The sequence below is a fragment of the Fortiea contorta PCC 7126 genome (assembly GCF_000332295.1).
GTDB lineage: Bacteria > Cyanobacteriota > Cyanobacteriia > Cyanobacteriales > Nostocaceae > Fortiea > Fortiea contorta.
On the sequence record NZ_KB235931.1, the window covers coordinates 165,188 to 188,915 of the forward strand.

Consider the following 23,728-nt stretch of genomic DNA (forward strand, 5'->3'; position numbering starts at 1 on the left):
CTAGCCTTTGCCCCTGGGTTAGCAGGGGAAAGCTTTTAAAACTCCATTCGCTGATACTCAGCAACGGAGGATGCTGCGGGTCGGGCGCGCTGTCTGGCCCAGTCTCTTAAAGCTGTCACCTGTTCTTGCATCGTTCGAGACAGCGGTAAAGTTGACTTTAGCGCAGCAATAATATCTAGTTGGGTGAACTCCCGATCTTGGGCAAAAGCTTCGTACATGGCCGCGACGATCGCTTGTTCAATTTCTGCTCCAGAGAAGCCGTCAGACATCTTCGCTAGTTGTTCCAGGTCAAATCTAGCAATATCTTCACGCCGCTTTGTGAGGTGGATGTTGAATATATCCTGCCTTTCTTCCGGGGTGGGCAGATCCACAAAGAAAATTTCATCAAAACGTCCTTTTCGCAAGAACTCTCCTGGTAAGCGCTCAACTCTATTAGCTGTCGCCATCACAAACACAGGCGATTTCTTTTCTTGCATCCAGGTCAGGAAAGAACCAAAAATGCGACTGGAAGTCCCGCCGTCTGAGTCACCAGAACCAGCGCTACCCGCAAAGGACTTATCCAACTCATCAATAAATAGAATTGTTGGTGAAATTGATTCTGCCGTCTTTAGGGCGTTACGCAGATTTGCCTCACTCCGACCCACCATTGAGCCGTCGTAGACTCTCCCCATATCTAAGCGCAGAATTGGCAACCCCCACAACCGGGAAGTAGTCTTGGCGATCAATGATTTACCACACCCCGGAACACCTAAAATTAGCATCCCTTTAGGTTGAGGTAAGCCATACTCCCTTGCTCTTTCTGTAAAAGCGTTGGAGCGTTGCTTCAGCCATTTTTTCAACTCTTCCAAGCCACCAACAGCATCAATAGTTTCATCCTCTTCGATGTACTCTAGGATGCCATTGCGCCTAATCAGTTGCTTTTTCTCAGATAAAACTATGTCTACTTCATCTTCCGTCAACCGCCCTGTCGTCACCTGCGCCTTACGATAGACTTTTTCCGCTTCATCTTTAGTTAGACCCAGAGCTGCTCGCAGAAGCTTTTCTCTGGCCTCGGTGGTCAGCCGTCGTCCACGATTTTGATCTATATGGTGTGTCAAAACTTTGTTTAACTCAGCCATGTCTGGCAATGTAAAATCCAGCACTACGACTTCTTTTTCCAGTTCAATAGGCACTTGTTGCACTGGTGACATCAATATGATGTTTTTCTGCATTCCTTTGAAACTGGCGATCGCATCGCGCAACGATCTTGTTGTCGCAGGCGCATCAATAAATGGATGTAAATCTTTAAGTATAAATATACCGGGTTCTCTTTGCCGGATAATCCACTCAATGGCCGCCTCCGGCGAAACGGTATTGTGTTGGGTGACATTCCGGGGTTGACCATACTCCACGATGCCGTGTGTTACCGTCCAAACAAAGACTCGGCGTTGGGGTTTTAACAATTGGGCGATGGTGGAAATTGCTTGCTCGGCCCGCTCTTCCTCGGAGGTCACAAGGTAGATTAAAGGGTATTGAGCTTGAATTAAAATATTGAGCTCTTCTTTCATACATCGACCTACTCGAGACCTTAGTACACTACAGACATCGTTTGTTGAAAACGACCACCGAATTATAAGTTACTCAATCTATAACTCTTAACTTAACAAGGAACTAACTCTTCCTCTCCTTTGGGATGGGCTTCATTTTCCTCCCTTTCATCAACGGAAATATGGTCTTGGTCAATTATGCCCGGTTGATCACCTAAGCCAACTAATTCTCCGTTACGTAGTATGAGCGAACTTTCACAATTGGGACAAGAATAAACTCTATGAGTCCGTCCATAGGTAGAAGCTTCCAGTTCCTCAACCAACTCTGAATTGGCCAAGTAGAAGGATAAGGCACGTTCGGCTAGTTCTGACATTGGTTCGGAATCAATGGCTGCTCGAATCTTCAGTCTTTTGTGTAGTTCTGGCGATAAATACAAAGTAACTTTTTGCCTAGTTTGCGGTTGCATATAACTCTTCGATGGCCTTACCCGGGTATGTATATTACGTTATCGACTATATTGTGACTTGTCAAGACGGTAAAACGTTTTGACGGCAGTTTTGTTACATTTATTTACAATAGTCTAGATTTGGCTAATTAGTCAACTCAAAATTGCGGTGAGGAAACAGGGAACAGGGAACGATAAAGTGTGTCGTTTAGGCGCTTTGATTAGTTACCTGTTAGTTTGCTCTCTCTACCTTTGAGTTTGAGTCTCCCGCACATAGGCGATATGCGTTGATAGGGATTTAAATCCCTCCCTATCCCCTAATCCCTATCCCCTAATCCCCGTTCCCTCTAAATTTGTGTGATGTGGAACAAGTGTTAAGGGTGCTTACGTTTAGTAACGTAATTTTGCTTTTTCGTGCCCACCTAATTTATACTGACTAAACCCCGTTATTTCTCTGGCTTGAGTGCGAATAATTTATACTAGTGCCCTATTGATGATGCTTTGGGGATGTGCGACATCTAGTTTCAATGCTTCTGCTTTGACATGGAAAACTTACAACAATTCTCGGTATGATTTTGAGTTTCCATACCCCAGTAATTGGACTTCCTTAACAGCCCCAGAGAACGCTGACGGAATTGTTTTGGTGTCACCGCCAAAAAACACGGTGGAGATTCGCTCTTGGGCGGGTAATCGACTACCGGAGTCGTTGAGCAAGGATGGTAAAGTCAAAACCACAACCAATCCTAATTTTCGGACTGTTCAAGGTGTATCAGGAGTGCTGGTGGTGGAAGTAGATCAGCAGGTAAGTTCAATGACACTGACACTAACTCAGGGTCAAGTTAAATACTACTGGCAGGGGCGAAGCCGGAGCCAAGAATTTTCAGATTATTACAATTTGTTTTACTATATTGCCCAACAGTATCGGATTTACCACTAAAAGATTAAATATTGAATTACTCAGCAGTTTCTCCCTTTTGATAGTTGAGAGGTGAAACAATGCTGCATAGATTTAGCTATCAGCGAGTAAAAACCTGTAAAAATGAAAGTTCTGGTTATTGGTGGTGATGGTTACTGTGGTTGGGCAACTGCTCTTTACCTGTGCAATCAAGGTTACAAAGTTGGAATTCTGGACAGTTTAGTACGACGGCATTGGGATAATCAACTGGGTGTGGAAACTCTAACCCCGATCGCACCAATTCAAAAACGTCTCCAGCGTTGGTACGATGTCACTGGTCGATCTATTGAGCTATTTATCGGAGATATTACGAATTATGAATTTCTTGAGCAAGCTCTGCAACGATTTGAGCCAAATGCCATAGTACATTTTGGCGAACAGCGTTCGGCGCCATTTTCCATGATTGACCGTGAACATGCAGTTCTCACCCAAGTCAATAATATAGTCGGCACATTGAATTTGCTGTATGCAATGCGACAATATTTCCCAGATTGCCATCTGGTAAAATTGGGAACAATGGGTGAATATGGCACACCCAACATTGATATTGAAGAAGGTTACATCAATATTGAGCACAATGGTCGCAAGGATATCTTGCCTTATCCCAAGCAGCCTGGCTCGATGTATCACTTAAGTAAAGTTCATGACAGCCATAATATCCATTTTGCTTGTCGAGTTTGGGGATTGCGAGCGACGGATTTAAATCAAGGTATTGTTTACGGGGTATTCACCGCAGAAACTGGGCTGGATGAATTGTTGATCAACCGTCTTGATTATGATGGCGTGTTCGGTACAGCACTCAACCGTTTCTGTATTCAAGCAGCAATCGGCCATCCTCTAACTGTCTACGGTAAAGGTGGACAAACGCGGGGCTTTTTAGATATTCGGGATACAGTACGTTGTGTAGAATTAGCGATCGCTCATCCTGCTGAACCTGGAGACTTCCGTGTCTTTAATCAATTTACAGAACAATTCAGCGTCGGCGATTTAGCCATGATGGTGAAAAAAGCAGGGAATGCGATGGGAATGAATGTAGAAATCAACCATTTAGATAATCCCAGAATTGAAAAAGAAGAACATTACTTCAACGCCAAAAACACCAAATTGCTGGATTTAGGCTTACAACCCCATTATCTTTCTGACTCTTTACTCGATTCTTTGTTGAATTTCGCCGTTAAGTATCATCAACGCATTGACAGCGCGCAAATTCTGCCTACAGTCTCCTGGCGCAGAAATTAATCTGTTTGTTATTTGTCTCATCTTTCCATGTTTGATGTCAGCAGATCATGATCGACTAAGTATGAGAATTGCGCTATTTACTGAAACTTTTTTGCCGAAGATTGATGGAATTGTCACTCGCCTATGTTACACGATTGAGCATTTGCAGCGTGATGGAAACCAAGTTTTAGTGATTGCGCCTAGTGGTGGGGTCGCTGAGTACAAGGGGGCCAGGGTTTATGGTGTGTCTGGTTTTCCCCTACCGCTATATCCAGAGTTAAAGATTGCTTTACCTAGACCCGCTATTGGTTCCGTGCTCGAAGAGTTTCAAGCGGATATTATTCATGTTGTTAATCCAGCGGTTTTGGGGTTAGCTGGTATATTTTATAGCAAAATGTTGAATATTCCCCTTGTGGCATCTTATCATACCCATTTACCTAAATATCTACAACACTATGGTTTGCAGTCACTAGAAGGGCTGCTGTGGGAGTTACTCAAAGCTGGTCACAATCAAGCAACTTTGAATCTTTGTACTTCCACTGCCATGATTGAAGAACTGACAGCACATGGGATTAAAAGGCTGTATTTGTGGCAAAAAGGGGTGGATACAGAATTATTTCACCCACAACTAGCTAGTGTATCCATGCGATCGCATTTATCGCAAAATCATCCAGAGAGTCCCTTGTTGCTATATGTAGGAAGGTTGTCAGCAGAAAAAGAAATTGAGCGGATGAGGGCTATTTTAGAAGCAATTCCCGCAGCGCGGTTAGCATTGGTAGGTGATGGCCCCCACCGCCAAGCACTCAAAGAACACTTTCATGGTACAAACACCTATTTTGTCGGTTATCTCACAGGACGTGAGTTAGCTTCGGCTTTTGCTAGTGCAGATGTGTTTATTTTTCCTTCTCGTACAGAGACGTTAGGATTAGTTTTATTAGAAGCGATGGCTGCAGGTTGTCCAGTTGTCGCCGCACGTTCAGGAGGAATTCCCGATATAGTCACAGATGGAGTGAATGGGTACTTGTTCGAGCCTGGAGAACAATTGAGTATGAGTGATAGTGGAGCGATCAAAGCAGTGATGAATCTTTTACAACATCAGCAAAAACACCATACCATGCGTGAGAACGCCCGTCTAGAAGCCGAAAAGTGGGGATGGGCAGCTGCTACCCAGCAGTTACAGAATTATTATCATAAAGCAATTTCTGTTCACAATTAGCACTATAGCAATTCCCAGTTACATGAGGTAGACCCTAGCTAGACTCTAGCCCCTAGTTCCTAGCCCCTAACCGCAACAAAATGTACCATCATAAAAAGAGAAACGCCATATAAATTTTAGGAAGTGCCAACTTTAGCATTAAATGATATGTGGAAGGAAAAATCTAACATCAAGAAGTTAAAATCACCATGACACTTCCTAGCCCTGGTAGCGTATTGGCTACGTTAACTGAATTAACTCAAGTTAACCGTACCCAAGCCCTACTGCGTCGCGTGAAAGACCTTTCGGTTAATGAATTTGTCTGTTTACTTGACTTTATTACGGCTGAGTTTCAGCAATTCTTAAGAGCGATTGAATTGATCAATAATGAAGCTCTAGAAACCATGTTAGAGAAGGTGCTAGAAGCGATTACACTCAAAATTGGTCAAATTCTCCAAGCACAAAACACAGCTATTTTTCTAGTAGATTACGACAAAAACCAACTGTGGTCAAAAGTTCCCCAAGATAACACTCAAAAATTCTTAGAAATTCGCACACCAATTACAGTTGGTATTCCTGGTCATGTCGCTAGTACAGGTCAATATTTAAATATAGCAGAAGCTGCTACCCATCCTCTATTTAGCCCAGAATTAGAAAAACAATTGGGCTATAAAATGCGTAATATTTTATGTATGCCAGTGATGAGTAGTAAAAACCAGACTGTAGCCGTAGTGCAACTGGCAAATAAAACTGGAAATATTCCTTTTAATGTTGATGATGAGGAACGGTTCCGAGATTTTGCCGCTTCCATTGGCATTATATTAGAAAGCTGTCAATCTTTTTATGTGGCGGCTCGTAATCAGCGAGGGGCGACAGCTTTGTTACGGGCGACTCAAACCCTAGGACAAAGTTTAGATTTAGAAGCTACTTTGCAGATTGTGATGGAGCAAGCACGAATTTTAATGCAAGCAGACCGCAGCACGCTATTTTTATATCGCAAAGAAATGAGGGAACTCTGGACAAAAGTAGCTGCAGCGGCTGATGATTCAAAAATGATGGAAATTCGTATTCCCTCCAACCGAGGAATTGCTGGTTATGTGGCTTCAACTGGGGAAGCAGTGAATATCCCCGATGCTTATAAAGACCCTCGCTTCGACCCCACTACAGATAACAAAACTGGATATTTTACTCGAAATATTTTATGTTTACCTGTCTTCAATTCTGCTAATGAATTAATTGGCGTGACACAGTTAATTAATAAACAGCAAGGTAGTTTTACTGCTTCTGATGAAGAATTCATGCGGGCTTTTAATATTCAAGCTGGAATTGCTTTAGAAAATGCTCGTTTATTTGAAAATGTTTTATTAGAAAAGCAATATCAAAAAGATATCCTCCAGAGTTTATCAGATGCAGTAATTTCTACAGATATGGAAGGTCGAATCGTCACAATTAATGATGCGGCTCTGGAATTATTGGGTTGTCCCTTGGGAGAAACTAATAGCAAAAATAATAAGCATTTATGGGAACAGAATTTAATTGGGCGATTGGTTTGGGAGGTTGTCCCAATTGAAAATCTGCAAATGCGCTTGGAAGATAGTTTAAAAGTGGGAGCGAGACATTATGTCCCAGAACAGAGTTTAACAGTGGGACTGTATCAAGTGATGAGTGCTGAGTATCAAGTGGTGAATGGAAATGAGAATTTAGGAAAAGATAATTTTTGTTCATCACCGCTAGAGTCAGATGCTCGTCATCCGAGCGAGTCTCACCGAAATCGCCGCAGCTTTGGGCATCATAGCAACAAGCGATCGCTCCCACAACGAGAACTTTTATACACATCTGGTTCTTCAATTTTAGTAGTGCGCGATCGCTCTAATCCAGATGTATTTATTCCTTGGAATCAACCCCTCACCCCCCAGTCGGAATTTTTAAGAGCGAGTGAGGTACAGCAATTAGAACGCAGCATGAATCTCACCGTTAATCCCCTAACTAACCCAGAAGGAGGTGTGCGGGGTGGTTTGGTGGTTTTGGAAGATATTAGCCAAGAAAAGCGGTTGAAAACCACCATGTATCGCTACCTCACACCCCATGTCGCTGAACAGGTGATGGCTTTGGGGGAAGATGCTTTGATGGTAGGTGAGCGCAAGGAAGTGACTATTCTATTTTCTGATATTCGCGGTTACACCACTCTGACAGAAAGTCTGGGCGCGGCTGAAGTAGTATCGCTGCTCAATCAGTATTTTGAGACAATGGTAGAAGCAGTGTTTAACTACGAAGGCACCTTAGATAAATTTATCGGTGATGCTTTAATGGCCGTGTTTGGTGCGCCATTACCCTTGACAGAAAATCATGCTTGGCGCGCGGTACAAGCAGCATTAGATATGCGCCAAAGGCTAGCAGAATTTAATCAGCGACGGATTATCCAAGCGCAACCACAAATCCGGATTGGGATTGGGATTAGCTCTGGGGAAGTGGTTTCTGGTAACATTGGTTCCCACAAGCGGATGGATTACACCGTGATTGGCGATGGTGTGAATTTAAGTTCGCGTTTAGAGGGTGTGACTAAAGAGTATGGATGTGATATTATTTTAAGTGAATTTACTTATCAGTTGTGCAGCGATCGCATTTGGGTACGTGAATTAGATAAAATTCGCGTCAAAGGCAAACATCAAGCGGTAAATATCTACGAACTAATAAGCGATCGCACCACTGCCCTAGATGCTGCCACCGAGGAATTTTTGCTGTATTATCAGCATGGGCGCGCTGCTTATTTAGCAAGCGAATTTAGTCAGGCGATCGTCCACTTCACAGCAGCTAAACGGATCCGACCTACAGACCAAGCTGTCAAAATTCACCTAGAACGTGCTCATAATTACCGACAAACACCACCTCCAGATTCCTGGGATGGTGTGTGGGCGATGATTGCGAAGTGATTAACGCTCAACATCTCCAAATTAAAGCTTTGAGAAATTGAGCAACCTCTCAATCTGAAGATTGATCTGGATCGCTGTTAAAAGGATCCTCTCCGATTTTCAGTTGTTTCTTTGTTTGTTTTAAATGCTTCCAAAGAGCTTTGATTTGCTCATAGGCCTCATCAGGCGGTAACTTTCCCCCAGTTTCTAAGTTACATATATAACTTACTTTCTGAGCAAATTCTTGTAGATTAGCATTAAATACTAAATTCTCTGGCTTTACTTGACCATAGTAGCGCCCCCGAGGATAGAGAAAATCATCTTTGTTCACTATTGTTCTCTCCACTTATTCAACTTTCTCCCGTCTTTAGACTTGAAGCTGAACATTAGCAATTTTCATCCTTCCGTCGAAGCGGGAGCAATCAGATCAATCTGTCTCCCATCGGTTTTTAGGTGAATTTATTTAGTTCTAGCTTTCACAAAACAGCACAAGGCGTAAAATTCCAGAACAGCGAATATACAAGCGAATTTATGGCAAAATTGGCAAACAGAGGGTAGTTTAATCGCCCCTAGATTGCCAATCTACTTTATTTTAGACGATCCTTTATCTAAAAAACTGACTCTCATTAAGTCTCAACTGAAACTCCATAGCAGAAGGCAGGAGGTAAAAACATCACAATTCCTGACATCCACACCTTCAAAATCTCTTCACCCATACTTCAATTGCTATACTTGTAAAGTATCAGAGTATACTATTTTTTCTGTTGCTAAAAATTAACTGCTAGAAACAGCAATTTTAATTACTCTATAAAAAAATAATTTTTTAGGCGGACTCAATCATCTAGCGAAGGAAATTGTTCCTAACCACTCATTAGTAGTGATTTTTCGCCACCAAACTATAGTTTACTAACTAATGGCTAATAACTGAAGATAAAATGGTTTTGCCGAAAAAAACCAAAGCTGCCCATCAACTGTAAATCCTACCTCCTGCCATGTCTGTTCATTCCAAGCTATACGAAGGCAAAGCAAAAATTCTCTACGCAACCGACGCTCCTGAAGTTTTGTTAGCTGATTTTAAAGACGATGCTACTGCTTTTAATGCCCAGAAGCGCGGCAGCATTATCGGCAAAGGAGCTATAAATTGCACCATATCTAGTCGTTTATTTCAACAATTAGAAGCAGTTGGGATTAAAACTCACTTTATCGATAGCCCAGCGCCGAATCAAATGCGGGTAAAAGCGGTAAAAATTTTGCCAATAGAAGTCGTGGTGAGAAATATTGCCGCTGGTAGTTTGTGTCACCAAACAGGATTACCAGTGGGTACAGTTTTGAAACAACCTTTGGTAGAGTTTTATTACAAAAATGATCAACTAGGAGATCCACTGTTGACACGCGCTCGCCTCTACTTAATGGAACTAGCAACTGCGGAACAAGTTGAGACAATTACTCATCTTGCATTGCAAATCAATGAATTTTTGACTAATTTCTGGCAGCAGTGCGGGATTACCCTAGTGGACTTCAAACTAGAATTTGGCTTGGACTCACAACAGCAAGTGCTTCTAGCCGATGAAATTAGTCCCGACACCTGTCGCCTGTGGGATACTGCAGAACCAGACTCTAATCGCCGCGTGCTAGACAAAGACCGCTTTCGTCGTGACTTAGGAAACGTAGAGGATGCTTACCAGGAGGTTTTACAAAGAGTGCTGCAAGTGGTAGATAGTAAAAATTAAATGGGAACGGGGAGAAATATCTAATACCCTATTGACTCAAATCAAGCCATTGCCTTGATTTGGTTGCAAGTTGTGGCAGGTAGCGCGGTAAAATCGCCCAAGAGACTGACTCCCTTGTTTGTCCAATCCCCAACCCCTGAGAAAGTTTACATAAGAGTATTATTGCCTTGTGACGGTGTGTGGAAGTGAAGAGGAATTTAAATAAAATGCGTTTATCTCCTTTATTGGTAGCAGCAGTTGCAGTTGCAGCCCCATTGAGTGGTTCGCTGAGTGCAAATGCTCAAACCGCTGACAATTCAAATCAAACAACAGAAATCTTTCCATCGGTAGCAAATCAGCCGCCGATTAGTGAGCAGCTTAAATCCGCCGCTAACTCTTCTAACTCAGCAGGTGCACAGTTCCTGACAGGATTGCATTCACCAGCAATCACCGAATTCTCTAAATTATCTACCCAATTACCAGCGACAGCGACGCCGCTAAAGACTGCACAAACTCCCCCAGTCAACCCCAGACCAGCGCCCGCAGTTCCCCCCGCAGGTAATCAGCAACCCGCGCCGCAACCGAACGTGACTCCCGCAGTTCCCCCTGCAGGTAATCAGCAACCCGCGCCGCAACCGAATCCAGGAGTCACGCCACCAGGAACAACAACACCAACAGATGAACCCCGTGTACTAGTGTCAGAAGTGTTAGTTAGATCCGAGACAGGACAACTATCACCAGAACTAGAAAACCAAGTCTACAGAGCCATTCGGACTCAGCCAGGAAGGACAACTACCCGCTCCCAACTGCAAGAAGACATCAACGCTATTTTTGGTACTGGCTTCTTCTCCAACGTCCAAGCATCACCAGAAGATACCCCCTTGGGCGTGCGCGTGAGTTTTGTCGTCCAGCCCAACCCAGTTTTGACCAAAGTACAAATAGAAGCCAACCCAGGAACAGATGTTGCTTCCGTACTCCCTGCGAAAACTGCAGATGAAGTCTTCAGTTCCCAATATGGCAGCATCCTCAATTTACGAAACCTACAAGAAGGCATCAAGCAGTTAACTAAACGCTATCAAGACCAAGGTTACGTACTAGCGAACGTGGTTGGCTCACCCAAAGTCTCCGAAAATGGAGTCGTCACCCTCCAGGTAGCTGAAGGGGTGGTAGAAGACATTCGAGTCCGATTCCGCAACAAAGAAGGACAAGAGACAGACGAAAAAGGACAACCAATCCGGGGACGCACCAAAGACTACATAGTTACACGGGAATTAGAGTTAAAAAAAGGACAAGTATTTAACCGCAACATCATCCAAAGAGACTTGCAACGGGTATTTGGACTGGGTTTATTTGAAGACGTGAATGTCTCCCTTGATCCAGGTAGCGACGCCAGCCGGGTGAATGTAGTAGTAAATGTGGCTGAACGCAACAGTGGATCTATCGCCGCTGGGGCAGGGATTAGCTCCGCTAGCGGGTTATTTGGTACCATCAGTTATCAACAGCAAAACCTGGGCGGTAGAAACCAGAAATTAGGCGCAGAATTACAAGTAGGGGAACGAGAACTATTATTTGACCTCCGCTTCACAGATCCTTGGATTGGTGGCGATCCCAACCGCACTTCCTACACAGCGAACTTATTCCGCCGTCGCTCGATTTCCTTAATTTTTGACGGCAAAGATAAGAATATTCAAACCCTTGCAGATGAGCCAAATCCCACCGGAGGCGATCGCCCCCGCATCGTCCGCCTAGGAGGTGGGATCACCTTCACCCGCCCCCTCTCAGGTAATCCCTACCAAAATGCCGAATGGACAGCTTCAGCCGGCTTGCAATATCAACGAGTTTCTGCTAGGGATGGTGATGGTAACGCCAGAACCAAAGGAACAGTATTTGAAAATGGTGCCCCCAGAATTGAAAATGGTCAGCGCGTAGAAGTGCCCTTAACTCAGTCAGGGACAGGCGACGACGACTTGATTTTATTGCAACTAGGAGCACAACGCGATCGCCGTAATAATCCTTTACAACCCACCAGCGGTTCTTATCTCCGCTTTGGCGTTGACCAGTCAGTACCCATAGGCTCAGGTAATATTTTCCTGACCAGATTACGCGGTAGCTACAGTCAATACATCCCCGTCAAGTTAATTAGCTTCAGCAAAGGAGCACAAACCCTAGCATTTAACCTCCAAGGAGGAACAGTCCTAGGAGACTTACCCCCCTACGAAGCCTTTACCTTAGGCGGTAGCAACTCCGTCCGTGGTTACCAAGAAGGAACTTTAAGCAGTGGACGCTCTTATGTACAAGCATCCGTTGAATATCGCTTCCCAGTATTTTCAGTAGTCAGCGGCGCCCTCTTTTTCGATTATGGTAGCGATTTAGGCAGTAGTACCAGAGCAGCCCAAGTGCTGAATAAAAATGGCAGTGGCTACGGCTATGGTGTTGGCGTCCGCGTACAATCACCACTAGGGCCAATTCGCATCGACTACGGTATCAACGATGACGGAGATAGCCGAATTAACTTTGGGATTGGCGAAAGATTTTAAGATTGGGCATTGGGGATAGAGCATTGGGCATTACTCTTTTCTAGCCCCTAATCCCTAGCCCCTAATCCCCTGCTCTTGCTAATTTTTACATTTACCTCAATACTGTTCAAATAAGAGCCAGTCCTCAGATAAAGTTTTGCGTATACCCAGACGCACAACACCAGCTGGTTAATAAATGAGGTAATTTCATCCTAGCCTGCGGCAAGCCGCCTTACAGGCGTCTACAGACTTCAGACTTCAGATTTCAGATTTCAGACTTCAGACTTCATCCTTCAGTCAAAGTGCCCATGCAACAACACACAATAGCAGCAGAAATTACACAAACGGGGGTAGGACTGCACAGCGGTGTCAGTACCCATGTGCGGATTCTGCCGCAAGACGCGGGAAGCGGGCGGTATTTTGTGCGAGTGGATTTGCCCGATTTACCAATCATTCCCGCCCAAGTTGCAGCGGTCAGTCAAACGGTGCTTTCGACACAATTGGGAAAAGATTTGGCGTGTATTCGCACTGTAGAACATTTATTAGCAGCCCTGGCAGGAATGGGTGTAGATAACGCCCGTATAGAAATTGACGGGCCGGAAGTCCCACTATTGGATGGTTCTGCAAGACTGTGGGCAGAAAGCATCGCCCAAGTAGGCTTAGTTTCCCAAACACTCGTTGATGGTGAATTACCCTTGGTAATTAAAGAGCCAATTTGGATAAATCATGGCGATACTTTTGTGGCTGCTATCCCTGCACCAGAAACTCGTTTTAGCTACGGGATTGACTTTGAATTATCTGCTATTGGTAATCAATGGCACAGTTGGTTAATGGCTGATAATTGCGAAAATGCCTCTGCTAGCTTTGTCACAGAAATTGCTCCCGCTCGTACCTTTGGTTTGCTGCATCAAATCGAACATCTACAGCGCTCTGGTTTAATCAAAGGTGGTAGCTTAGACAATGCCCTCATTTGCGGCCCTGATGGATGGATAAATCCGCCATTGAGATTTGCAAATGAGCCAGTACGTCATAAAATCTTGGATTTAGTAGGAGATTTAAGTTTACTGGGCAATTTCCCCAGTGCTCATTTCTTGGCGTACAAAGCCAGCCATAATTTACACATTCAACTGGCTCAGAAAATTTTAGAATTGAAATTTTAGATGCTGTCTAAAATCCCCAATTCTAGAGACTTTCCAGACCCACCTACGCAAATCCCAGCTTGAAAACTAACCACACAGCCAATGTCAATCCTCACCGAATCCAATGCACCTGCATCTACAGAAAATCCAACTATTGTGGAAGCTACAACCGCGCCTGTAGTCAAGACCACTTTCTCGGCTGAAGAAATTCAGAAATTGCTACCTCATCGTTATCCTTTTCTACTGGTAGATAAGATCATTGACTATGTGCCAGGAAAAAAAGCAGTAGGTGTCAAAAACGTCACTGTGAATGAACCCCAATTTCCCGGTCATTTCCCAGGACGCCCACTGATGCCAGGAGTACTGATTGTGGAAGCAATGGCACAGGTGGGTGGTATTGTTATGACACAATTACCAGAGTTGGAAGGCGGACTGTTTGTGTTTGCTGGTATCGATAAAGTCCGGTTTCGCCGCCAAGTAGTACCGGGTGATCAGCTAATTCTCACCGTGGAACTGATGTGGGTGAAACAACGTCGTTTCGGTAAGATGCAAGGTAAAGCTGAGGTCGATGGTCAGGTCGCTGCTGAAGGTGAACTGATGTTCTCGCTGATAAGTTAACTACTAATCTAATCTAAAAATATTATGCTTTTATGGTCTGCACAGCCGTGAAGTGCTTTTAGCTGAGTCCTGGCCAGGATAGCAGTAAAATAAACAAGCCATAACAGCATTTTATATTCTCTTAAGTTTCCTCGCCCTCTCTGCCGAGACACTACCTGTAGCTGGCTTGTCCAGAGAGGCACACACTGAATTTGCCTTGCCCCACACACACTTTCGGTTCCTTAACACACAGCACTCAAGTCAGTTCTGGAGATTCACCCTTGAAGACGCTTATTCATCCAACTGCTGTAGTCCATCCTAACTCGGAACTCCATCCTACAGTGCAAGTCGGTGCCTATGCTGTGATTGGAGAGCATGTCAAAGTCGGCCCTGAAACTATTATTGGCGCTCATGTGGTGCTACAAGGGCCGTGTGAGATTGGGGCGTGCAATCAGTTTTTTCCAGGTGCAGCTATCGGTATGGAACCCCAGGATCTCAAGTATGTGGGAGAGCCTAGCTGGGTCAAAATTGGTGACAATAACCAAATTCGAGAATACGTGACGATTAACCGTGCCACTGGTGCGGGAGAAGCTACGGTAATTGGCAATGGCAATCTATTGATGGCTTATGTCCATGTGGCTCATAATTGCATTATTGAAGACCATGTGATTATTCCCAATTCAGTAGCTTTAGCTGGTCATGTCCACATCGAATCACGCGCCAGGTTAGGCGGTGTTTTGGGTGTGCATCAATTTGTGCGTATTGGTAGACAGGCGATGGTGGGCGGAATGGCTCGCATTGACCGGGATGTGCCACCATACATGCTTGTAGAAGGTAATCCGGCGCGGGTACGGACTCTCAATCTTGTGGGACTGAAACGTTCCGGGATGAGTCCAGGTAACTTGCAAATTCTCAAAAAAGCTTTCCGGATTCTCTATCGTTCTAATTTATCGTTTACAGATGCTTTGGAACAGCTAGAAATGCTAGGAGATACGGAAGAACTGCAAAACCTGCGACGCTTCCTATTGCTTTCGCGGATGCCGGGTAGACGTGGTTTAATTCCAGGAAAGAGTAAACCAAGCGTCAGTGATGAATCTTAATGCGGTGTAGGGAATGGTGCATGGGGAAGTGTAGCAGGAGAGGGAAGTGTGGGAAGGGTGGGAGGTGTGGGAGGTGTGGGAGGTGTGGGAAGCTTAGGAAAACAGAGAAGATCACAAGCGTAAGCATAAATTCTTTAATTCTTTTTCTCCCCATCTCCCCATCTCCCCATCTCCCCACACTCCCCACACTCCCCACACCCCCCACCTCCCCCACCTCCCCACACTCCCCACACTCCCCACACTCCCCACACCCCCCATCTCCCCATCTCCCCACACCCCCCACACTCCCCGTTCCCCATTTCCTATTTCTAAATGCAGATATTTATCAGCACCGGTGAAGTTTCTGGCGATTTACAAGGCTCGCTGCTTATAGATGCACTGCAGCGTCAAGCCGCTGTCTCAGGCTGGGAACTGAAGATTACAGCCTTGGGCGGTCAAAAAATGGCAGCGGCGGGGGCAACTTTGGTGGGTGATACTACGGCTATTAGCTCAATGGGGCTGTTAGAGTCTATACCCTATATTTTACCCACAATTCAAGTGCAGCGGCGGGCGATCGCCTATTTGCAACAAAATCCCCCTGATTTGGTGATTTTAATTGATTACATGGGGCCAAATCTCGGCATCGGCACTTACTTGCAGGAGCATTTGCCACAGGTGCCTGTGGTCTATTACATTGCTCCCCAAGAGTGGGTGTGGTCACTCAGCCTGCGTAACACTGACCGGATTGTGAAATTCACAGACCATCTGTTAGCAATTTTTCCAGAGGAAGCCCGTTATTATCGCCAGCAAGGGGCGAAAGTTACCTGGGTTGGGCATCCCCTCGTTGACCGGATGCAGAACGCCCCCAGTCGCCACGCAGCCCGTGAACAATTGGGGATAGCACCAGAACAAATAGCGATCGCTCTTTTGCCTGCCTCCCGTCGCCAAGAATTAAAATATCTTTTACCAGTAATTTTGCAAGCTGCACAAAATATCCAGGCGAAGTTACCAGCGGTGCATTTTTGGATACCTCTGTCTCTAGAAGACTATAGGCGACCAATAACGGCAGCAATTGCGCGCTATGGTTTGCAGGCTACGATTGTCTCAGGTCAACAAAAGGAAATTTTTGCAGCGGCTGATTTTGCGATCACCAAATCTGGTACTGTTAACCTGGAGCTAGCGCTGTTAAATGTACCGCAAGTGGTTGTTTATCGCCTAAATCCAATTACGGCCTGGATTGGTCGCAAAATCCTCAAAGGTTCCATACCTTTTGCATCCCCTACTAATTTGATGGTGATGAAGCCGATTGTGCCAGAATTTTTACAAGAGCAAGCGACACCAGAGAATATTACTCAAGCAGCGATGGAGCTATTGCTAAATCCTGAACGCAGACAGCAAACTTTAGCAGATTATCAAGAAATGCGACAATGTTTGGGAGAATTGGGAGTGTGCGATCGCGCTGCTCAAGAAATCTTGCAAATGATGACTCACAAGCTTTAATAGCACTGTAGCGTTAAGCTAAATTCTGCTAGCACATCTTCTGCCCATAACCGCCGTCGTCGCCAGCGCCAACACTCATATCAGAGTCAATCAGTCAAAATCTCAATTGCAAATGAGGCTCGAAAAACAGCATTCCCACTCCAATAGTTTTGGTAAACGCCCAATCGCAGTTGACTTGTTCTCTGGCGCTGGCGGTATGAGTTTAGGCTTTGAACAAGCCGGTTTTGATGTGTTGGCTTCTGTGGAAATTGACCCCATTCATTGCGCTGTTCATGAGTTTAATTTTCCCTTTTGGTCGGTGCTGTGTAAAAGCGTGGTAGAGACGACTGGGACAGAAATTAGAAAGTTATCAGCAATTGGCGAGCAAGAAATTGATGTAGTGATTTGCGGTTCACCATGTCAAGGTTTTTCACTTATGGGAAAACGAATTTTAGATGACCCGCGTAACTCTTTAATTTTCCATTTTCATCGGTTGGTTGTGGAGTTACAACCCAAATATTTTGTGATGGAAAATGTTCGCGGTATCACCGTCGGTAAACATAAACAAATTCTGCAAACCTTGATTAGTGAATTTAAAAATAAAGGTTATCAAGTCCAAGAAAACTATCAAATTTTAAATGCTGCTCACTACGGTGTACCTCAAGCACGGGAAAGATTATTTTTGTTGGGTGCGAGAGCAGATTTAGAATTACCGACATATCCGCCACCAGTTACTCAACCAGCTAATCCTAAAAAATCTAAAATTAATAAATTATCTTCTTTGCCTAATAGTCCCACGGTATGGGATGCAATTGGAGATATCCCAGAAGTAGAAGAATATGCAGATTTAATTAAAAGAGATTGGGTAATTGCGGATTATGGTAAACCGAGTAATTATGCTTTATCATTACGTGGTATTTCTAAGTTAGAAAATGATTATTCTTACCAACGCAAATTTGATTCTCATCTGCTTTCTTCAAGCTTGAGAACTCAACATTCCAATGCGACTATTGAGCGGTTTGCAGCTACAGCTAAAGGCGAGAAGGAATCGATTAGCCGTTTTTATAAATTACATCCTGATGGTGTTTGCAATACTTTAAGAGCGGGTACAGATAAAAATAAAGGTTCTTTTACCTCGCCTCGACCAATTCATCCCTTCACACCGCGATGTATTACTGTTAGAGAAGCGGCGCGACTACATTCTTATCCAGATTGGTTTAGATTTCATGTAACTAAATGGCACGGATTTCGACAGGTGGGAAATTCTGTACCACCACTATTAGCAAAGGCTGTAGGTGCAGAGATTATTCGCTGTTTAAATGTGGTGGTTTCGCAGCCTAGTTATTGGCAAGAATTAGGTGAACAGAGGTGGCTACAGTTGCGGTTAGTACAGGCTACACAGCGTTATGAAGAGATAGGGGTTAGGGGTTAGGGAGAGACATTTTTATTGTTCCTTCTTTCGTCGAGCCAACAAAACTAGTACGCCACGGCGGAAATAAAGTACTTATTACAAATCTATCAAAAGTTTAATATACAAGTTTATGATTTTAGGCTTCAGACTTCAGACTTCATACTTTTTTTTCGTAGTTGAGCACTGAGGGGCGATCGCACTCTTGCGGCTATGAGCTAGTTCTTGTATTGTGTGTCTGATGCTCTGTTCATTAACAAAATACCGATTAGCTAGTGCTTGTGAGGATTTAGACGGCTATTTTACACTATACTGTGGCTAATTTTTAGCTGGCTGCTGTGGGCAAGATATTTACAATCTTTGGTCTGTCTGACGCACCATTTACATAGATTTATTTAAATTACCCCAATCACAGAATCTCACCACTAAAGTTATGGGAGCGTCAAAATTGAGCAAGCTAGAGTTTAATCCTTATGCCACCTTCTCACACACACACTCAGCAGCCTTGGACTGAAACTTACAGCGAAATCATTGATGTTCGTTCACCTCATGAGTTTGCCACAGATCACATTCCTGGTGCAATTAATTTACCAGTGCTAAATGATGCCGAACGCATTGAAGTAGGAACGATTTATAAACAAGTTTGTGCGTTTACTGCCCGTAAAATTGGTGCCGCTTTAGTATCAAAAAATATTTATCAGCATCTAAGTCAACATTTTGCGGCTAAAGACCCAGATTATCATCCTTTGGTGTATTGCTGGCGGGGTGGACAGCGTTCTGGGAGTATGGCGTTGGCGCTGGCGCAGATTGGTTGGCGAGTGACTGTATTACAAGGTGGTTATAAAATTTATCGGGCTTATGTTCGCCAGCAATTAGAACATTTACCTCAGCAATTTACTTATCGGTTGTTGTGCGGTTTCACTGGTAGTGGGAAAACGCATATTTTAGGGAAGATGCGTCAACGCGGCGCTCAAGTTTTAGATTTGGAATGTTTAGCGAATCATCGTGGTTCTTTGCTGGGTGAAGAATGGCGAGGTAAAGTGGCGCTGCAACCATCTCAAAAGTACTTTGAAACTCTACTATTAGAACAGTTACAAAAATTTAATCCTCATCAACCAGTGTGGGTAGAATCAGAAAGTCCCAAAATTGGGAAGGTTTTTTTGCCACCTGCTTTATGGGAACAAATGCAACTAGCTAACTGTGTGGAAGTGCAATTACCAATAACTGCTAGAGTTGAGTTTCTTTTACAAGAATATCCTCACCTTGTTGCTCATCCTGATATTTTGCAAAGAAAAATTGAAAAGTTGCAACCTCGATGTGGTTGGGAAAAATTCAGTCAGTGGTATCAATTAATTAATGCTGGTAAATGGGAATTATTTGTTAAGGATATTTTGCAGTCACATTATGATCTCACATACAAAAAATCGATTAAACGATATTTTCGCCAACCTGAGTTAGTGTTAGATATACCAGATTTATCTGATAACAGTATTGATGATTTGTTAGATGCTTTATTGCTAAATCGTGTGGCGGTCAAATGATTTTGAGATGAGGGGTTAGGGGTTAGATGTGTAATTTGTGTAATGGAGAAATGTTACAGCTAGCGTTTACATACGCGATGAAATGTGCAAAGTATATTTCCCTAGCCCCTAGCCCCTCACCCCCAACCCCTCGCCCCTGTATTCCACTAACGACGTAGCGTTTCTACCTTGGGAGATGATGGGAGGTTCACCCATTCAGGTGAAGTCATGTAGAAATGTTAAGGTTTAAAATGGACTAAAAATAAAGCAATTATTAAGTCAATTGTATTTCTACTGGAGATTTTCCTGAAGTTGGAGAAACTGTCAATTCCCCTACTCGTCCGTTAACTAACAACTACTTTAGTCAAGCCATTTTCACAGGCTGCTGTTATGACCACGTATTTAGAAATTCCCTTTATTGGCAAGAAAGTTAAGTATCCACTACGCTGGCTGATGGGGCTGATAGCAGTGGGAGCGGTAGTTGTGGGGACAGCAACTACTCGGAGTTTGGTGAATCAGGGAAAAAATTTGCAAGATATTAGCCAACTTACTGTCCCGGTGGCGACAAAAAATGTCACGCTGCGGATTACTGCCAGTGGTAAGGTTGTACCGGTGCAGAGTGTAAATATTAGTCCCAAGAATCCAGGGGTACTGGCGCAGTTGGATGTTGAGCAGGGCGATCGCGTACAGCAAGGACAAATTATTGCTAGGATGGACATCGGCGATATCCAAGCGCAAATATTGCAATACCGTGCCAATGTAGCCCAAGCAGAAGCTCAATTACAGGAGGCGCGAGCGGGGAGTCGTCCTCAAGAAATTTCTCAAGCCAAGGCGCGTGTAGCCCAAGCAGAAGCGCAACTACAACAGGCCCGTGCGGGTAATCGTGACCAGGAAATTGGACAAGCCCAAGCCCAGGTAAATTCAGCCAAAGCCCAGGTAAATCTCACCCAGGCGCGGGTAAACCGTTATCGTGAGTTGACGCAGCAAGGTGCGACTTCTCAAGACCAGTTGGAACAATATATCACTGAAGACCAAAGAGCCAAAGCTGGTTTAGCGGAAGCAGAAAAACGCTTGTCACTGTTGCAAAGTGGTAGTCGTAGTGAAGAAATTGACCAACGGGAAGCGGCGGTTACGGAAGCACGGGCGGCGTTAGTACTGTTACAAAATGGTACTCGCCCAGAGGAAATCGCTCGACGCCAAGCTGCAGTTAAATCAGCGCAAGCGCAGGTAAAAGCGGCGATGGTGCGGCTGGAAAATACAATTATTCGTGCTCCTTTTGCGGGAATTGTGACACAAAAATACGCCAATATCGGTGCGTTCGTCACTCCTACCACCTCAGCGTCAACCAGCGCGTCGGCGACTTCTAGTTCGATTGTGGCTGTGGCGCGTGGTTTAGAAGTTTTGGCGCAGGTTCCAGAAGCAGATATTGGCAGAATTAAGCAGGGACAACAGGTGGAAATTGTCGCCGATGCTTATCCTGATGAAGTTTTTCAGGGACGGGTGCGGTTAATTGCGCCGGAAGCTGTGGTGGAACAAGGTGTAACTTCTTTCCAGGTCAGGGTAGCTCTAGATACTGGTACTGATAAATTGCGTTCTGGTTTGAATGTCGATTTGACCTTTCTGGGCGATCGCCTGAACAATGCTTTGGTGTTACCAACTGTAGCTATTGTTACAGAAAATGGCAAGACTGGTGTGCTAATACCCGATGCTAATCAAAAGCCCCAATTCCGAGAAGTGACTGTAGGAGCGCAAATTCAAGACCAAACTCAGGTTTTGGGGGGAGTGAAAGCAGGCGATCGCGTATTCGTAGACTTACCCCAAGATTATAAAATCGAGAAGCAGAAGGCTAAACAAAATCAATGAACTTCCTAGAAAGCGTTAACATGGCGGGAAAAACTCTCCTCTCGAACAAGTTGCGGAGCGCCTTAACCATGCTAGGTATTGTAATTGGTAACGCCTCTGTGATCGCCATGATTGGTATCGGTGAAGGTGGGCAGAGGTACGTTGCTCAACAGTTAGAGTCTTTGGGGCCGAATATCCTGTTTGTGCTTCCAGGAAATCAGGAAACGCAACGCATATCTAGGGATGTTCCCAGAACACTGGTTTTAGAAGATGCACAAGCGATCGCTACTCAAGTACCCACAGTAGCAGAGGTGGCTGCAGAATTGAACAGTCGCCAAGTGGTAACTTACGGTAATAAAAATACCGATATCAACATCATTGGCACAACTCCCAGCTTTTTAATTGTGCGAGATTTTGAGGTAGACAAAGGCAGATTTTTTACAGATATAGATATGAAGCGCAGCAACCAAGTGGTGGTCTTGGGTGCAGATTTAAAAACACGCCTTTTTGGTAACAGTAATCCTGTCGGTCAGCAGTTGCGAATTAAAAACACCAGCTTTCAAGTAATTGGGGTATTAACTGGTAAAGGCTCAACTTTGGGGGTAAACTACGACGAAGCCGCATTGGTGCCCATTATGACCGCCGCTAACCGGATTGTGGGTCAAACTTCTCCCTACGGATTGGAGGTGAGTTATATTGTCGCTTCTGCTAAAAATGCCGAGAGTGTGGACGCAGCCCAGTTTCAAATTACCAATTTACTACGGCGACGGCACAAATTAACTGGTGAAGATGATTTCACGATCCGTTCTCAAAAAGACGCTTTGCAAACTGTTGGTCAAATTAGCAGTGCTTTAACTGTAATGTTAGCAGCGATCGCCGGTATTTCTCTGTTTGTCGGCGGCATCGGCATCATGAATATTATGCTGGTTTCGGTGACAGAACGCACTCAGGAAATTGGATTGCGGAAAGCGATCGGGGCGACAGAGCAAGACATTTTGCTACAGTTTATGATTGAGGCGGTGATTGTCTCTGCGGTTGGTGGTTTGCTGGGAACTACAGTTGGTGTCAGCGGGATTTTTTTAGTGGCTGCTGTCACCCCTCTGCAAGCAGGAATTTCCCCCGTGGCGATTACAATGGCGGTGGGAATTTCTGGAGGAATTGGCTTATTTTTTGGCGTAATTCCCGCGCGTCGTGCGGCGAAGCTTGACCCGATTGTGGCTTTGCGTAGTGCTTAGTTGCGAATTTTGTTGCAGAATAGACTGCCTTAAAAATAGCCCCTATCCGCTACTATGGGACATTGTGGAATTGGCACAAAGAGCGATCGCTCTTTGTGCCACTGCTGTGTTAGTTTGCAAATAATCTTGCACAAAAGCGCAACCATCAGCGAGTGCATTAAGTTTGAGAATTTGGGGTAAATTCCAGATATTGAGTGTGTTATCGTCACCTCCTGAAGCGAGGAAAGTCCCGTCGCGGCTGATAGCGATTTTACGAATAGCGGCGGTATGACCTCTGAGGGTAGTTATTTCTGTGCCATCTAATTTCCACAGTTTAATAGTTGCATCCACGCTACCAGAAGCAATTATTTGACTATCGGGACTAAACGCTACTCCCCAAACTGCGGCTGTGTGACCTTTGAATGTTTGCAATAACTTACCATCTACTGTCCACAACTTCACGGTATTGTCACCGCTCCCTGTAGCTACCATTTTCCCGTTAGGGCTAAAGACAACTTGCCAGATTTCTGCTTTATGTCCTTTGAGAATTTGGGATTTAGGGCTGTTGATGCGCCATATTTGAGCAATTTTCTCCACATTCGCAATAGCGATCGCTTGACCATCAGGACTCAAAGCCACGCCTGTGATATTACCGTGGGTATCTTTGTAACTAGCAACATCAGTCCCGTCTCGCCGCTTGATTTTTACTGTTTGGTTTTCTGCACCTGCTGAAGCAATAAAGCTGCCATCAGGAGAGAAACGCACTCCCTAAATAGAAGCACTATGTCCTCTGAGCGTCCTCAGTTCTGTGCCATCAATGTTCCACAGTTTCATAGTTTTGTCGAGACTAGCAGAAACAATAGTCTGACCATCGGGACTAAATGCTACTCCCCATTCAGAATTAAAAACGTGGCGATAAATGGGATTTTTAATTTTGAGATAGCCGTTGTGTCTCTCAATTAAGCCAGATAACAAT

The 23,728-nt window shown here is 44.5% G+C and carries 20 protein-coding genes; 14 read left to right on the top strand and 6 right to left on the bottom strand.

Annotation, left to right across the window (positions count from 1 at the left end; genetic code table 11):
• Positions 1–35: 35 nt before the first annotated feature.
• Both ycf46 and MIC7126_RS0125120 read right to left on the bottom strand, forming a co-directional pair.
• Positions 36–1,547, bottom strand: coding sequence for a stress-responsive protein Ycf46 (gene ycf46 / locus MIC7126_RS0125115; RefSeq protein WP_017655887.1), 1,512 nt, complete (start codon positions 1,545–1,547; stop codon positions 36–38).
• 92 nt (positions 1,548–1,639) lie between these two features.
• A complete protein-coding gene (locus MIC7126_RS0125120) occupies positions 1,640–1,993 on the bottom strand; it encodes a slr0373 family blue light stress response protein (protein WP_017655888.1) in 354 nt (117 codons plus the stop codon).
• A 472-nt stretch (positions 1,994–2,465) separates the two neighbouring features.
• On the opposite strand from MIC7126_RS0125120, the gene MIC7126_RS28350 reads away from it, so the two are divergent.
• The 4 genes from MIC7126_RS28350 to MIC7126_RS0125140 all read left to right on the top strand — a co-directional run bounded on the left by MIC7126_RS28350 (position 2,466) and on the right by MIC7126_RS0125140 (position 8,270).
• Positions 2,466–2,909, top strand: coding sequence for a hypothetical protein (locus MIC7126_RS28350; protein ID WP_017655889.1), 444 nt, complete (start codon positions 2,466–2,468; stop codon positions 2,907–2,909).
• 102 nt (positions 2,910–3,011) lie between these two features.
• Positions 3,012–4,166: an NAD-dependent epimerase/dehydratase family protein gene (locus tag MIC7126_RS0125130; protein ID WP_017655890.1), complete on the top strand. Its 1,155-nt coding sequence runs from the start codon at positions 3,012–3,014 to the stop codon at positions 4,164–4,166.
• Positions 4,167–4,227: 61 nt separating this feature from the next.
• Positions 4,228–5,361 carry a glycosyltransferase family 4 protein gene (locus tag MIC7126_RS0125135; protein WP_017655891.1) on the top strand — a complete coding sequence of 378 codons (1,134 nt, stop codon included), beginning with the start codon at positions 4,228–4,230 and terminating at the stop codon, positions 5,359–5,361.
• 188 nt (positions 5,362–5,549) lie between these two features.
• Complete coding sequence (locus MIC7126_RS0125140) at positions 5,550–8,270, top strand: GAF domain-containing protein (protein WP_017655892.1); 2,721 nt, start codon at positions 5,550–5,552, stop codon at positions 8,268–8,270.
• A 49-nt stretch (positions 8,271–8,319) separates the two neighbouring features.
• Here MIC7126_RS0125140 and MIC7126_RS0125145 read toward each other — a convergent pair whose 3' ends face one another.
• Complete coding sequence (locus MIC7126_RS0125145; RefSeq protein ID WP_026100515.1) at positions 8,320–8,583, bottom strand: DUF7219 family protein; 264 nt, start codon at positions 8,581–8,583, stop codon at positions 8,320–8,322.
• A 658-nt stretch (positions 8,584–9,241) separates the two neighbouring features.
• Between MIC7126_RS0125145 and purC the strand changes: the two genes are divergently transcribed.
• The 5 genes from purC to lpxA all read left to right on the top strand — a co-directional run bounded on the left by purC (position 9,242) and on the right by lpxA (position 15,310).
• Entirely contained in the window at positions 9,242–9,979 is a 738-nt protein-coding gene (purC, locus tag MIC7126_RS0125150; RefSeq protein WP_017655894.1) for a phosphoribosylaminoimidazolesuccinocarboxamide synthase, read from the top strand.
• Positions 9,980–10,185: 206 nt separating this feature from the next.
• Positions 10,186–12,495: a BamA/TamA family outer membrane protein gene (locus tag MIC7126_RS0125155; protein WP_017655895.1), complete on the top strand. Its 2,310-nt coding sequence runs from the start codon at positions 10,186–10,188 to the stop codon at positions 12,493–12,495.
• A 287-nt stretch (positions 12,496–12,782) separates the two neighbouring features.
• Complete coding sequence (lpxC, locus tag MIC7126_RS0125160) at positions 12,783–13,634, top strand: UDP-3-O-acyl-N-acetylglucosamine deacetylase (protein WP_017655896.1); 852 nt, start codon at positions 12,783–12,785, stop codon at positions 13,632–13,634.
• Positions 13,635–13,715: 81 nt separating this feature from the next.
• Positions 13,716–14,231: a 3-hydroxyacyl-ACP dehydratase FabZ gene (fabZ, locus tag MIC7126_RS0125165; RefSeq protein WP_017655897.1), complete on the top strand. Its 516-nt coding sequence runs from the start codon at positions 13,716–13,718 to the stop codon at positions 14,229–14,231.
• Positions 14,232–14,491: 260 nt separating this feature from the next.
• Positions 14,492–15,310 carry an acyl-ACP--UDP-N-acetylglucosamine O-acyltransferase gene (lpxA, locus tag MIC7126_RS0125170; RefSeq protein ID WP_026100516.1) on the top strand — a complete coding sequence of 273 codons (819 nt, stop codon included), beginning with the start codon at positions 14,492–14,494 and terminating at the stop codon, positions 15,308–15,310.
• Positions 15,311–15,421: 111 nt separating this feature from the next.
• Here lpxA and MIC7126_RS31465 read toward each other — a convergent pair whose 3' ends face one another.
• Entirely contained in the window at positions 15,422–15,595 is a 174-nt protein-coding gene (locus MIC7126_RS31465; RefSeq protein WP_154656027.1) for a hypothetical protein, read from the bottom strand.
• A 27-nt stretch (positions 15,596–15,622) separates the two neighbouring features.
• On the opposite strand from MIC7126_RS31465, the gene lpxB reads away from it, so the two are divergent.
• The 5 genes from lpxB (at position 15,623) to MIC7126_RS0125200 (ending at position 22,773) form a co-directional block, all read left to right on the top strand.
• Positions 15,623–16,789 carry a lipid-A-disaccharide synthase gene (gene lpxB / locus MIC7126_RS0125180; RefSeq protein ID WP_017655900.1) on the top strand — a complete coding sequence of 389 codons (1,167 nt, stop codon included), beginning with the start codon at positions 15,623–15,625 and terminating at the stop codon, positions 16,787–16,789.
• A 112-nt stretch (positions 16,790–16,901) separates the two neighbouring features.
• Positions 16,902–18,200, top strand: coding sequence for a DNA cytosine methyltransferase (locus tag MIC7126_RS0125185; RefSeq protein WP_017655901.1), 1,299 nt, complete (start codon positions 16,902–16,904; stop codon positions 18,198–18,200).
• A 449-nt stretch (positions 18,201–18,649) separates the two neighbouring features.
• Positions 18,650–19,717 (top strand): tRNA 2-selenouridine(34) synthase MnmH, encoded by a 1,068-nt coding sequence (gene mnmH / locus MIC7126_RS0125190; RefSeq protein ID WP_017655902.1) that lies wholly within the window; start codon positions 18,650–18,652, stop codon positions 19,715–19,717.
• A gap of 369 nt (positions 19,718–20,086) precedes the next feature.
• Positions 20,087–21,559, top strand: coding sequence for an efflux RND transporter periplasmic adaptor subunit (locus MIC7126_RS0125195; protein WP_017655903.1), 1,473 nt, complete (start codon positions 20,087–20,089; stop codon positions 21,557–21,559).
• On the top strand, positions 21,556–22,773 hold the full coding sequence (locus tag MIC7126_RS0125200; RefSeq protein WP_017655904.1) for an ABC transporter permease: 1,218 nt from the start codon (positions 21,556–21,558) through the stop codon (positions 22,771–22,773). The genes MIC7126_RS0125195 and MIC7126_RS0125200 overlap by 4 nt, the downstream gene beginning before the upstream one ends.
• Positions 22,774–22,815: 42 nt before the next feature.
• Here MIC7126_RS0125200 and MIC7126_RS0125205 read toward each other — a convergent pair whose 3' ends face one another.
• Positions 22,816–23,517, bottom strand: coding sequence for a WD40 repeat domain-containing protein (locus MIC7126_RS0125205; RefSeq protein WP_017655905.1), 702 nt, complete (start codon positions 23,515–23,517; stop codon positions 22,816–22,818).
• 3 nt (positions 23,518–23,520) lie between these two features.
• The gene (locus MIC7126_RS32130; protein ID WP_017655906.1) at positions 23,521–23,727 is read right to left on the bottom strand and encodes a WD40 repeat domain-containing protein; all 207 of its coding nucleotides are present in this window, start codon (positions 23,725–23,727) and stop codon (positions 23,521–23,523) included.
• Position 23,728 lies beyond the last annotated feature (1 nt).